Source organism: Candidatus Marithrix sp. Canyon 246, from assembly GCF_001723685.1.
GTDB lineage: Bacteria > Pseudomonadota > Gammaproteobacteria > Beggiatoales > Beggiatoaceae > Marithrix.
Map to the genome: position 1 here is coordinate 15,602 of NZ_MCBX01000002.1, position 13,420 is coordinate 29,021.

Sequence of the window (13,420 nt, forward strand, 5' to 3'; positions counted from 1 at the left end):
AGGAGAACAACTAAATGACTAAAGATCGAGAGTTAAAATTATTAGAACGTATAGCTTCTTTAGAAAGAATTATCAAGGATAAGCTTGAGGAACCACCTAAGATTCCTAGCTATAGCTTTGGTAAAATCACTCTTAAAGAATTAAGAACATTATTCGATCTCGAAAGGGTATATGATCATCAAGTGTTTAATCATTGGTTTAATTGCGATGTGCAGGTGACTGATGAGGAAATTAATTTTTTAACAACATTATTAGAACGAGAAATTGATCTAATCAAAGTTTATAATGAAGAAGATTTAAAAATCCATTTTATTGCACCAATTTTAAATAAAATTGATTATAAATCTTTTAAATATAAAATTCGAGATTTTTATGAAGAAACTTTAGTTTATGAAACTCCGCAATTCATCCTAAGTGGTATCACGGATTTTGTCGTGGCAACTGGTTTAGAATATCCAGAAAAACCTTATTTTTTTATTCAAGAATTTAAAAAAGGCTTACAATATTCTAATCCAGAACCACAACTATTGGCAGAATTAATTGCAGCAGTTGAATTAAATAATGTTAAAACCATAAAAGGAGCCTACATTATAGGAGGCAATTGGAGTTTTATGATTTTAACTAAATTAGCTCAACATAAGTATCAATATTCCATAAGTCAAAATTATGACAGTACAGATTTGGATAAATTAATTGCCATTTATAAAAACTTACAGTTTGTTAAGCAACAAATTCTAACTAAGTAATAACTGCCAAACCTGACAGGTTTTTAAAACCTGTCAGGTTTAATTTCATTCCTAAACTGCCTCCTCAGTTCGACTATTCTGAATAAAATTCAAAAAGAAGGCTAAAAAAATACTCAACATAAAAGCTAATACAAAACTAATAATAACGATTAACTTTCTTTTAGGTTTGATAGGAGCTTCAGGAACCACTGCCATTTGATCAAACATAACCGCTTTAATTTTGGTTTCATTAATATCAATATTCTTTAATTTAGCAACTTGTTCTTTTAAATCTCTCAAATCAGCTATAAAAGGCTCATCATTTGTACGAACTTTTAATACTTCAATACGAGAATTTTGTTCTAAGCGTTGAAATTGTTCTTCAAGCTCTCTCAAACCGGGTGTAAAGGGATCATTAGAAGTTCTACTTTTTAGAGCTTGTAATTCGGCTTGTAAGGTTTTACTACCACGTGTATATTCTGGAAGAGTTTTATTATTAATAGAAACTTTATTAGCAGCCGCTTGCTGATTATTTAACTCACTCCACGAATCAATTGGATCAACAATATTTAATTGTTTCGCGATAACTAAAGCCTCTTCCAATGTTACTATTCTATCTTGGCGTTTTTGTTCAGTACGTTGTTTTAAAACCTTAATTTTTTCAATTAGTTCTAAACGAGCAATTTTATCTGCCTCAATTAAGCGTTCTATTTCATCCTGTCGGCGTTGAGCTATAACCCTTTTCTTACTTTGAATGGTAACATCTTCAAGATCCTGTTTTTTAGTACGAATATTTGTTCTAACTACAGTCAAAAATTCTTCAATAGTTTTATCATGAACATATTTAATATAATCATTAACCATCTTAGCGATTAATTCAGGATTTTTACCATCATAACTAATACTGACAAAAGCTTGTTGACCTTTTTTCTTTAAATCTTGTTTTACAACTAATTGTTTATGAAAACTTTCTTCAAAAACTTGATCTTTATTCGCTGTAGGATCATCGCTCAGTTTTGAACTTAAATCATGTTCATTAAAAAATTCTAGTCTTAAAGCTCTTGATTTGAGATTTAAAATAAAACTATTGTAAGCATCTTCACTGCTTAGTGAATAACTGATTGCTGGAATGTTTAATTCTTCAACATCACTGGCTTTTGGTGGTAAAAAATGAGCCGTGGTTTGATAAGTTCTAGGCATGAATAACACAATTATAATTGCTAACAGGGTAATTATTGCCGTCAAGCCGAAAATAAAAAATTTCTTAGCAGCAAGCACTTTCCATAAGTCTAAAAGATTGATTTCATCTTCTTGTGGTAAATACTGCTGAGGGGGCATCATCACATATTGTGGTGATAATTGATTTTGTTCTTGATTATTCATATATATGCTAGTATTTTTTCCAAAAATATTTGTCTATTAAATAAAGCCGCTCTTTGTTCGCAAACAAATCGCATATCCAAAGCCCTTTTAGCAGGGTTTTGCTCAACCGCCTCAATCAGGCTTTCTACTTCTACATCATTAATTAAAATTCCAGTTTCACCATTTACTACAGTTTCCAATAAACCACCTTCAGCGGCACCGATTACTGGTTTACCAGCCGCCATAGATTCTACTGGTGAAATACCAAAATCTTCATCTATTGGAATATAAATCGTTGCGATGCAATTAGCAACTAATTCTTTTAATCGTGTTTCATCTATCCAATTAGTAAAATGAATATTAGATGCAGACTGCGCTAATTGTCTCATGTTTTCATATTCATCACCACCAGATGCGACTATTAATTTCTTATTTGGCATTTGCATAAATGCCTTAACTATCAATTCTACTCGCTTTAATGAATCTAACCTAGCGGTTGATAAATAATAATCGCCTTGCGTTTGCCAGTTAAAACCGCTAACATCACAAGGAGGATAAATAACTTTAGCTTCATGATAATTTAAATGCTTGGCAATACGCCGCTTAACATGTTCAGAATTAGCAATAATAATATCCATATCAGCAAATGCCTGTTCATAAAGTGGCTGAAAATAATGAATTAATGCTTGTAAAATTGGGCGTTGCCAAGCTGGTAATCTAGCTAAAAAGTAATGCTTTTTATCATAAATAAAACGAGGTGGAGTATGACAATATAGAATTTTTTTGGCTGAAGTTTTTGCCGCAAGCGGCGCATAAACACCACTAAAAATAACAGTATCAGCAACTGCTTGATAAGCTTGCCAACGCTTGATTAAACTTAAAAACTGTAGAGGAAAGAAACCCTGAAATGCCTTTAATGAATTAATATTTGAACCATCAAATGACATTCCAGCTTTAATAAAACCAGCAGTAACTGGAACATTTAAATGTTCAGCTAAACTAAGCACCAATTTTTCACCACCACCTTTAATGGCAAAATAATCATGTAAAACTTCAGCTTTTAACATGATAAAATAACAATACCTCACTATATAATAAAATGTTAGGATACTATAAAAAATGAATGCCAATATAATATTTTTAATCTTTTTCAGCATCGCGGTATTAAAACCAATCAACATCCCTAATATAAATCGCTATATGGGCATGGGTTTACTAGTCTTAGTTAGTATCTGGTTTTTCATTACTGTCATCAAAAATTATCGTCATTTAGTTAAAAACTATGCTTGGCAAATCGCCGCTGTTATTTTATTTATAACGGTTAATGCCATATCCTTAATTACCAACTTACACCGATTTGAAAATCTAACTTTGTTAGTTTTCTATGGATTGGCATCATTTGCTGTCTGGCTGATATTTCCTATGACTTGGGTGATTTTTCAATATAACAATCTGCAAAAATATCGTTGGATTGGTTGGGCTGTAATGGTATTTATTGCCTCAGTTGCCTTATGGCAGATTATTGATATGTCAGCCTCTTGGCAATTAAGACAGTATTTTGTTGCCGCTGATGCTCGTTATCTAATTACCTCAGTTACTAGATGGCATACAATTTATGGTGCTATTGCCGCTATTATTGCATTGGTTTGCTTAAAGCAAGTATTTACTCCAACAGTAGATAAAGCCGCTAAAGTATTTTTTCTATTACTAGCAATATTAAGTCTTTACACCGGTGCCCTTGGCGAATCCAGAAATTTCTTCTTCACATTAGGCGTTGGCTTATTAGCAATGTCATTCACAACCATCCTCAAAGCTCCTAAAACCACAATAATAATTGTAATACTTACAATTATTGGAACACATTGGCTAGTAATCAACAATAATAGGATCGCACAAGACTATGGTAAGGTTTTACCTTATATCAGCAAACTCAATCAAGGCAAAGCAATTACAAAACAAGACTTTATTCCAAAATTTAACAACCACAGCATGAGTGGCAGACTGACTTTCTGGCAACGCGGCATCAAATCATGGCAACAAAATCCTTGGTTAGGAATTGGAGCAGGCAGCTTTCGAGCTTCCTCAAATCAAAAATACTTCAATTTACACAATTACTATATCCAAGTATTAGTAGATAGCGGTATGATAGGCATGGCTAGTTTTATTTTGCTGTTAATATTTTTAATGATAAAAGCCTATTCAGCCGGCAACTTAGCGATATTTGTTGCGATACTAAGCTCATTAGTATTTGATAATTATCTTGATTATTCAATGGGATGGGTGCTGTGTATGGTTTGGTTATTGAAACCTGTCAGCTCTGAAAGTCCAACACCTAAACAAATGTTATGATATGCTACCAAGCATGAAACTAAATACAACAGATTTCTATTTATTAATATGATAAAAGTAGCCTCTTTACGCTATGGCGTAATTTTCAAAAAAGCCTTTTCTAAACCTCATATTTTCAAAGCTTTTGTTAAAGATTTTCTTGATATAGAACTCGAAATTGATAAGGTTGAAACTGAAAAATCATTTTCTCCAGTAATTGGTAAAGTTGATAGCCATTTTGACTTATTTGCTGAAGACAAAAAACATCGTACCATTGTTGATATTCAACATGCTAGGAATCCTGATCATTATGATAGATTTTTACATTATCACTGTGCCGCTTTATTAGAACAAGTTGCCAATTCTAAAGATTACGCTCCTGAACTTAATGTGTTCACCATTGTGGTGTTGACTTCAGGTGATAAGCATGGAGTTGATATAGCCACTATAGATTTTGATCCTAAAGATCGCCACGGCAAGGAACTTGGAGAAATTTCACATAAAATCCTATATTTATGCCCTAAATATGTATCTGATGATACGCCTGAACGTTATAATGAATGGCTTAGAGCTATTAATGATAGTTTAGATGAAGAAGTCAATGAAGATGATTATCAGCGGCAAGAAATTAAAGAAATCTTTAACTTAATTCAACAAGATTTGACGACTCCACAAGAATATGCACGCATGAAAGATGAATATTCCGCTGAAGTTTTACGACAAGATAAATACAATGAAGGATTAAAAAAAGGAAAACAAGAAGGTATCAAAGAAAATGCTAAAAAAATGTTGGCTAAAGGCTTAGATGTCTCTTTAATTGCTGAAATAACAGGATTATCTATAGATGAATTAAAAATTCAATCCAATTAGAGCCATATTATCGAGTAAAATTTACTGATGTGGATCATGAAATAAGAGATTTTTATGAACAAAAGCTCACCTATAAAACCGATAAATTTATCTTAACAGGTACCACAGATTTTTTAGTAGCAAAAGGCTTAGAATATTCAAAAATACCTTATTTTTTTATTCAATAATTTAAAAAATCCATTAAAAATGATGACCCTAGACCACAACTATTAGCATAATTAATCTCAGCAATAGAAATTAATAATTTTAAAGTAATAAAAGGGGCTTTTATCATAGGAGAAAATTGGAACTTTGTAATTTTAGAAAAATTAGATAATGAGAAATATCAATATTTTATTAGTCATACTTTAAATGATAGGATGATATAAGAACTACATGGATTGCATATAAGCAGGGATTTTATTTTAAAAAAGTCCAACACCTAAACAAATTTTATGATATGCTACCAAATAATGAAATTAAATCCAACACATTTCGACTTATTACGCCTACTAGAACAACGTTCAAACCTAAACCAAAGAGACATTGCCTCTGAGCTAGAAATCAGTTTAGGCAAAGCCAATTATTGTTTAAAAGCTTTGATTGATAAAGGTTATTTAAAAATTAAAAAATTTAATAGTAGTAAACGTAAGGCATTATATATTTATCATTTAACTCCTAAAGGTATTCAAGCTAAAGCTAATCTTACTGTACAATTTTTAAAACATAAAATGGTAGAGTATGATCAAATTAAAAAGGATATTAAAGAATTAGATCAAGAAGTTCAGCGGTTGCAAGAGTTGGGAATGTTGTAAAAAGTCTGAATCAGGATTTTCAGGATTTAGCTGCGCTAACTTTTAATAGCCAAACCATACATAATACCCAGCCCATAGAATAATCAAGATAGTTATCAAATATTAATGAGCTTAATATTGCAATCAAAATTGTTAGATTGCCTGCGTTATAAGCTCTTTTTAATAGTAATGCTAATAATAGTATTAGGCTGATAAAACCAATAATACCTGAATCAACTAATACTTGTAAGTAATAATTATGTAAATTAAGTTGTCCTTTATATTTTGTGGATAGTCGGTAACTTCCTGCGCCTATTCCCATCCAAGGATTTTGTTTCAATATGAGAACTCCCTCTTGCCAAAGTTTGCTTCTTCCGCTTGTTGCTCTATAGGTTATTTTTGGGATAAAATCTTGGATTGATAAATTTTGATTGTTACTTAGTTTGGCTAAGTAAGGTAAGGTTCTACTATATTGTGCTACTACTCTATGGTTATTTATTACAAGCAGATGTATTCCTATAATACTAATTAGTAGTAATGATATAGTTGTTTTGGGGAATTTTAAGACGTTTTTAAATGACATTGCTAGTAAGCCAATTCCCAGTGTAAATATAAAGTTTCTGGATGCTCCCATTATACCTGTATAAAGGCTTAAAATAGCTAATGTTATAAAAAACAGTTTTGCTGTTGTGCTTATTTTTGATGAAAATAGTAGTTTTAAACAAACTAGTAATATTATTGCTGCAATAACTCCATAAATTGTACGGTTCCTTGTTAGTGAGTTAATATATGATGAATATGAGTATATATCATATGCAACAAAATATTGAGTTAGGTTTTTAGAATATGACATATCAAAAATTTGCCAAAGTGCAACCAGTGTCAGAAATAGTATTAGGCTCCAGCCTATCCAGCTATGTTTTTGTTTGTTATGATATTGGAATATCAGCCATGACATAGGGAAAATTAGCCAGACTGCAAATGAGGCAAATCCATAAAATATTAGTTGAGTGTTGGTTTCAAAACGGTGTTAAGGAAAATATTATTCATTATCAAGGTTCTAATTATATAGGCTTAGTGATATTATCCTTTATAAAAAAAATTCATCCATCATTCACTTTAGTATGGAGTATTCATAGTGAATATTTAGTATCTAAGATTAAAAAAAATTTTTTTATCTCAATGGTTTTTAAAGAAATTGATTATATTATTGCAGATAATATTTATATAGAAAAGCAATTAATAGCTGAAAAGTTTAATAAAAATAAGATAAAAATTATATCTCCTTTTTTAATGCCCGAAAATTATAGTAATGAATATATATCTTTATTTTTAAAGTACAGAAAAAGTAATCTAAAAATATTGTTTTTTTATGCTTATAAATTGAGTTTTAATACTGATGGTAAAGATGTATATGGTTTCGATACACTGATTGAAGCATTTAAAAAAATAAATGAAAATGTAATTTTAATTTTATTGATACCAGCTATGAATAATGAAGAAAAAAAATATTATGATAAAATAATTGGGCAATTAGATAATAAAGATAAAAAAAGAGTAATTTTAAAAAATTATACAAATATAGAAGGTTGGCAGTATATTCAATCATCGGATATATTTATAAGACCAACTATTACAGATGGTGATGCTTTGTCAGTTAGGGAAGCATTGTATATGGATAAATATACAGTTGTTAGTGATTGTACAGTAAGACCAGACGGAGTAACATTGTTTAAAACATCAGATCATTTAAATTTAGCCAAAAAAGTAAATGATTTATTAAATAATGAAAAAATGAAAAATAATAAAAAAGAAACAAATAATATCAATAATTTTATTAATTTTTATACAAACATATAGAAAATTAAAATTAAAAACACTATGCTTACATCTCAATTTCCCAAAGGAATGAATTCACAACTCAATAACTTTGATTTGCTTAGATTATTCGCAGCACTACAGGTGGTGTTTTATCATTCCATATCTCATTTAAATGTTAATGTAAATCCGATAGTTGGGAAGGTTTTTGGTTTTTTTCCCGGGGTGCCAATTTTTTTTGTTATTAGTGGATTTTTGATTACCATGTCTTTTGACAGAAATCCAAATCTTAAAAGTTATGCAATTAACAGAATTTTGCGTATTTATCCGGCTTTGTGGGTATGTTTTATTGTTTCTCTAGTTATTCTTGGTATTTTTGGCTATTTAAATAAAGAAATATTTGGCACATCATTTATTGCATGGATAATCGGGCAATTGAGTATTGTGCAATTTTTTAATCCTGAATTTTTCAGAAGTTTTGGAGTTGGAGTTGTTAATGGTAGTTTATGGACAATTCCTGTAGAACTCCAATTTTATATAATAACCCCCCCCATAATAATGTTATTAGCTGTACTTAACAAAAAATTAAATCAAAACATAATTTTGGCTAGCTTATTCATTGCTTCTTCAATTTTATATATTATCATTATGCAAGATGGATTGTATAAATCTAATTTTATAGCTAAATTACTTAGTGTAAGTATTTTTCCACATCTTTTTATGTTCTTATTGGGTATGTTGATTTATTTAAATATTGAACTATTATTTAAATTTTTTAAAGGCAAATTCTTAATATGGACTGTAATTTATGTTAGTTATATGTTATATATTGGAAATATTTTAAATTTACAAGTTAATGATAATTATCTATTACTGCTTATCAGTCGAATTTTTCTGGCAGCTTGGGTAATGGCATTTGCCTTTACATGGTGTAGTCTAAGTAATAGCATTCTGCGAGGCAATGATATTTCTTATGGGGTTTATATTTATCATATGCTCGTTGTTAATGTTATGGTGGAACTCGGATATATGAATAATCCAGTTTTTTTACTGCTTGTGGTTTTAATTACTGTTGCTACAGCATGGTTATCATGGAAATTTATTGAATTTCCTGCTCTAAAGCTAAAGCATAGACCTTTGCATTCTGTAAATTCCTCAGTTAAAATATAGATTATATTAATAAAGTAAATTTATGTCGCCAAGATAAATCTTGAACTCCTATTAGTTAAAAAGTTTAATCAAACCTGTCAGGTTTAGTTGCAGCTATATTAACTAGCAAGCAAATAAAAGCTTAAAAATCATATAATTAACCATATATCTATACTTGCTTATGTTAATTGTTTTTCAAAATATGAACCGAATGAAAGATAGAAATCAATTTGCTACCAAGGGTAAATGGGCTAAAATAATGGATAAAATTGAACAAAATGCGATGGGAGAAGAGGCTGGAAAAGAATTTGACAAAGGTAGAAGAGAATTTAGAGAAACTTTTGCTATAGGCTAGTATGAATAGTTGCTTTACAAACCCTGAAGGGGCGACATAATATAACCTGATTATTTATTTCGCCCTTTCAGGGCTAACATATAACATACATCTAAATTATCATATGAAACAAATTCTCCAAAACATGTCAACTGGCGAAACTCGCTTAGTTGTTGTACCAGTTCCTAAAAATAATAAATCCAGTGTCTTAATTCAGGCTACACAGAGTCTAATTTCAATTGGCACGGAGCGTATGCTAGTTGAATTCGGCAAAGCTAATATGCTTGATAAAGCCCGTCAACAGCCTGAAAAGGTTAAGATGGTATTGGAAAAAGTCAGTACTGATGGTCTTATGGCAACTGTTGATGCTGTCAAAAGTAAACTTGATCAGCCCTTAGCATTAGGCTATTGTCATGTTGGGCAAGTCATTGATGTTGGACAAGATGTGTCTGAGTTTAAGCAGGGTGATCGTGTTGTTTCTAATGGTTCTCATGCTTCTATTGTATCTGTTTCTCGTAATTTAACAGCGGCTATTCCTGATAGTGTTACTGATGAAGAGGCTGCTTTTACTGTATTGGCTTCTATTGGTTTGCAGGGTATTCGATTAGCTAAACCAAGCTTGGGTGAAAGTTTTGTTGTAACTGGTTTAGGCTTGATTGGTCTTTTAACTGTTCAATTATTACGCGCTCATGGATGCCGTGTTTTAGGTATTGATTTTGATGAGTCCAAGTTGGAAATAGCGCGTCAGTTTGGCGCGGAGACTGTCTCTTTGAATAAAGGGCAAGATCCAGTAGAAGCTGGTATGGCTTTTTCCAAGGGTCGTGGAGTCGATGCTGTCATTATTACTGCATCAACCAAATCATCTGATCCTGTTAGTCAAGCTGCTCGTATGAGTCGAAAACGTGGGCGTATTGTACTGGTTGGCGTAACTGGACTTGAATTGGATCGTTCCGAATTTTATCAAAAAGAACTCAGTTTTCAGGTTTCTTGTTCTTATGGTCCGGGTCGTTATGATAGTAATTATTAAAACAAGGGGCAGGATTATCCTTTAGGTTTTGTTCGTTGGACAGAACAACGTAATTTTGAAGCCATTTTAGATATGATGGCAGATGGTCGTATCAATGTAAAACCACTGATTTCCCACCATTTTAATTTTGATGATGCCGTTGAGGCTTATAAAACACTGAGTGATGATAAACAGGCTCTTGGAATTCTGCTTCAATATCCAGATGTACCGAAGGAATCCTTAATAGTTAAACAAGTAACATTGAAACAAGATGTTAGCTTTAAGGCAGATCAACCAGTATGTGGTTTTATTGGTGCAGGTAATTATGCTTCTCGGATACTAATTCCTGCTTATGCCAAAGCTGGTGCCCAGTTGCATACTATTGTTTCCAGCGGTGGTGTAAGTGCTACCCATCATGGTGAAAAAAATGGTTTTCATAAAGCCGCTACTGATGTTACAGAAATATTAGATAATAAGGAAATCAACACCGTAGCAGTGGTAACACAACATAATACCCATGCCCGTTATGTTATTGATGCACTGAATCGTGGAAAAAATGTTTTTGTTGAGAAACCACTAGCACTTGATGATGAAGAATTGGATGCTATAGAACAGGCTTACAATGAATCAACTAATAGCAAATTAATGGTGGGTTTCAACCGACGCTTTGCACCCCAAATTGTAAAAATCAAAACCCTGCTGCAATCAGTGAATCAGCCTAAATCATTTATTATGACCATGAATGCAGGGGAAATTCCCAAAGATACTTGGGTTCAAGATATTAAAATTGGTGGTGGGCGTATCATTGGTGAAGCTTGCCATTATATAGATTTAATGCGCTATCTGACTGGTGCAAAGATTGTATCTGTACAAGCACGACGCATGGGAAATCATCCAGCTGTTGAAGTAACAGAAGATAAGGCAGCGATTCTACTTGGTTTTGATGATGGTTCTTTTGGAACTATTAATTACCTTGCAAATGGCGGAAAAGCATTTCCAAAAGAACGTATTGAAGTATTTGCTGGTGATGCAGTCTTACAACTAGACAATTTCCGCAAACTACGTGGCTTTGGCTGGAAAAACTTTAAAAAAATGAACCTGATGCGTCAAGATAAAGGACAAACGGCTTGTGTAGTTGCATTTTTAGAAAGTATTCGTAGTGGCAAAGCATCACCAATTAGTTTTGATGAATTGATGGAAGTATCTCGATATACTATTGAAGCAGCGCGTCAATTGCGTTCTCAGAAATAGACATTATAAGATACTTATGCAAAATAAACTAATATCACTAGATGCCTACAGCAAATTAGGATTAACGAATCTGCTACGAGTATTCTGCTACAAGCTAAAATTAAAAACTGGCATAATACGCAAACAATTGCCAATTGGTAACTCTTATGCTGGTGATTTTTTTTCTGTATCAGAACAATTACCACAAGATAATCTTAGTAGTGAAGTAGTTAATCATGCTGATGCTTTATTGCAGGGGCGGCAAACTTTGTTTTCGCATAAATCAGTAGATTTAGGAACACCCCCTAATTGGTCTGCTATAAATTCAGTTCATTGGTCACAGATTGGTGATTTTGATGGCGGAGATATTAAATTAGTTTGGGAGCTGTCACGTTTTGATTGGCTTCTTATTTTTGCAAGAGCTTATCGAGTTTCTGGAGATAAAAAATATCTAAAAGCCTTAAATAGTTGGTTAGTTGATTGGATTAAAAAAAATCCATTCAATCAGGGTCCAAATTGGAAATGTGGTCAAGAAGCCGCTATTCGTATGATGCAATTGTTACTAGCTGCTAAACTTTTAAATCAGCAGCCAAATGAATGCTTGATTAGGTTTGTATCTGAACATTGTCAGCGCATTGCATCTACCTTGGCTTATGCAATGGCACAGAATAATAATCATGGCACTAGTGAAGCAGCGGCTTTATTTATTGGTGGCAGTTGGCTAGGCAAGTATAATAAAAAAGCGAATTATTGGCAAAAAATAGGCCGGCGTTGGTTAGAAAATCGTGCCAAATATCTGATTGAAGCTGATGGTAGTTTTTCTCAGTATTCGGTTAATTATCATCGTGTTATGTTAGATACGTTTTGGATGGTAGAATTCTGGCGTAAACAATTGGATAAAAAAGCATTCTCCGAAGAATTTTATAAACGCGCCAAAATGGCAACCAATTGGTTATATCAAATGCTTGATCTAAAAACTGGTGATGCACCAAATTTAGGTCATAATGATGGAGCCAGATTATCGAGATTTTCGCCCTAGTTTACAATTAGCTAGTGTACTATTTTATGACAAGCCACTATTTTCTTTGCAACACCAAGTTAGTGAAGCTTTATATTGGCTAGGTTTAAATGAGCCGCCACTAAAACAGCAAAGCCAATTGTTTAAAGAGGGTGGTTATGCGGTTTTGCAGAACAATAATACTAAAGCTATTATACGTTTTCCTTGTTTCCGATTCAGACCAAGTCAAGCAGACGCTTTGCATATGGATTTGTGGCATAAAGGACAAAATGTACTGAGAGATAGTGGCAGCTATAGTTATAATACTGAAGAAAAGTGGTTGAAATATTTTTCTGGCACTCGTTCTCATAATACTATTGAATTTGATGATCGTGATCAAATGCCCAAAGTCAGTCGTTTTTTATTTGGAAAATGGCTAACAACCAATTTGCTAACTGAGATTGAACAAAAAGCCAATCAATTATCTTGGTCAGCTGGTTATACCGACTATAAAGGCTGCTCACACCAGCGGCAAATATCTGTATCAGATAACTGCTGGAAAATTACTGATAAAATCAGGGGAAAATTTAATAAAGCCATGTTAAGATGGCGACTAATACCAGAACAATGGATAATTAACAACAATATATGCCAATCAGAAAAGGCAAAAATTGAAATAACTTGTAATGTGGATATTAAACGAATAAAAATTACAGAAGGCTGGGAATCGCGTTATTATCTTGAAAAAACAGCTTTACCAGTGCTTGAGATTGAAATAGCGGCACAAACTGCTGCTATATTTACTACAATAATTACATTACATTAACT

At 32.3% G+C, this 13,420-nt stretch carries 14 protein-coding genes; 11 read left to right on the forward strand and 3 right to left on the reverse strand.

Annotation, left to right across the window (positions count from 1 at the left end):
- Nucleotides 1–14 precede the first annotated feature (14 nt).
- Nucleotides 15–746, forward strand: coding sequence for a hypothetical protein (locus tag BHU68_RS01360; protein WP_069471769.1), 732 nt, complete (start codon nt 15–17; stop codon nt 744–746).
- 51 nt (nt 747–797) lie between these two features.
- Here the strand turns inward: BHU68_RS01360 and BHU68_RS01365 are convergent, their stop codons facing one another.
- Both BHU68_RS01365 and BHU68_RS01370 read right to left on the reverse strand, forming a co-directional pair.
- A complete protein-coding gene (locus BHU68_RS01365; RefSeq protein WP_069471768.1) occupies nt 798–2,108 on the reverse strand; it encodes a Wzz/FepE/Etk N-terminal domain-containing protein in 1,311 nt (436 codons plus the stop codon).
- Nucleotides 2,105–3,154, reverse strand: coding sequence for a glycosyltransferase (locus BHU68_RS01370; RefSeq protein WP_069471767.1), 1,050 nt, complete (start codon nt 3,152–3,154; stop codon nt 2,105–2,107). The genes BHU68_RS01365 and BHU68_RS01370 overlap by 4 nt, the downstream gene beginning before the upstream one ends.
- 52 nt (nt 3,155–3,206) lie before the next feature.
- On the opposite strand from BHU68_RS01370, the gene BHU68_RS01375 reads away from it, so the two are divergent.
- The 3 genes from BHU68_RS01375 (at nt 3,207) to BHU68_RS01385 (ending at nt 6,079) form a co-directional block, all read left to right on the forward strand.
- On the forward strand, nt 3,207–4,436 hold the full coding sequence (locus tag BHU68_RS01375; RefSeq protein WP_069471766.1) for an O-antigen ligase family protein: 1,230 nt from the start codon (nt 3,207–3,209) through the stop codon (nt 4,434–4,436).
- Nucleotides 4,437–4,484: 48 nt separating this feature from the next.
- Nucleotides 4,485–5,285: an Rpn family recombination-promoting nuclease/putative transposase gene (locus BHU68_RS01380; RefSeq protein ID WP_069471765.1), complete on the forward strand. Its 801-nt coding sequence runs from the start codon at nt 4,485–4,487 to the stop codon at nt 5,283–5,285.
- A gap of 452 nt (nt 5,286–5,737) precedes the next feature.
- A complete protein-coding gene (locus BHU68_RS01385; RefSeq protein ID WP_069473691.1) occupies nt 5,738–6,079 on the forward strand; it encodes a MarR family EPS-associated transcriptional regulator in 342 nt (113 codons plus the stop codon).
- A 19-nt stretch (nt 6,080–6,098) separates the two neighbouring features.
- Here the strand turns inward: BHU68_RS01385 and BHU68_RS01390 are convergent, their stop codons facing one another.
- A complete protein-coding gene (locus BHU68_RS01390) occupies nt 6,099–6,911 on the reverse strand; it encodes an O-antigen ligase family protein (RefSeq protein ID WP_171899644.1) in 813 nt (270 codons plus the stop codon).
- A 128-nt stretch (nt 6,912–7,039) separates the two neighbouring features.
- Here BHU68_RS01390 and BHU68_RS01395 point away from each other — a divergent pair, with 128 nt between their 5' ends.
- From BHU68_RS01395 to BHU68_RS17465, 7 genes are all read left to right on the forward strand, one after another.
- Nucleotides 7,040–7,918: a glycosyltransferase gene (locus BHU68_RS01395; RefSeq protein WP_069469667.1), complete on the forward strand. Its 879-nt coding sequence runs from the start codon at nt 7,040–7,042 to the stop codon at nt 7,916–7,918.
- Nucleotides 7,919–7,939: 21 nt separating this feature from the next.
- Complete coding sequence (locus BHU68_RS01400) at nt 7,940–9,046, forward strand: acyltransferase family protein (RefSeq protein ID WP_102135827.1); 1,107 nt, start codon at nt 7,940–7,942, stop codon at nt 9,044–9,046.
- A gap of 181 nt (nt 9,047–9,227) precedes the next feature.
- Nucleotides 9,228–9,380, forward strand: coding sequence for a hypothetical protein (locus BHU68_RS17040; RefSeq protein WP_171899643.1), 153 nt, complete (start codon nt 9,228–9,230; stop codon nt 9,378–9,380).
- 103 nt (nt 9,381–9,483) lie between these two features.
- A complete protein-coding gene (locus BHU68_RS17450) occupies nt 9,484–10,386 on the forward strand; it encodes a zinc-dependent alcohol dehydrogenase (RefSeq protein ID WP_216092842.1) in 903 nt (300 codons plus the stop codon).
- Between the two features lie 75 nt (nt 10,387–10,461).
- Nucleotides 10,462–11,616: a Gfo/Idh/MocA family protein gene (locus BHU68_RS17455; protein ID WP_216115499.1), complete on the forward strand. Its 1,155-nt coding sequence runs from the start codon at nt 10,462–10,464 to the stop codon at nt 11,614–11,616.
- Nucleotides 11,617–11,632: 16 nt separating this feature from the next.
- On the forward strand, nt 11,633–12,634 hold the full coding sequence (locus BHU68_RS17460) for a heparinase II/III family protein (protein WP_216092844.1): 1,002 nt from the start codon (nt 11,633–11,635) through the stop codon (nt 12,632–12,634).
- Complete coding sequence (locus BHU68_RS17465) at nt 12,600–13,418, forward strand: heparinase II/III family protein (protein WP_216092845.1); 819 nt, start codon at nt 12,600–12,602, stop codon at nt 13,416–13,418. The genes BHU68_RS17460 and BHU68_RS17465 overlap by 35 nt, the downstream gene beginning before the upstream one ends.
- Nucleotides 13,419–13,420 lie beyond the last annotated feature (2 nt).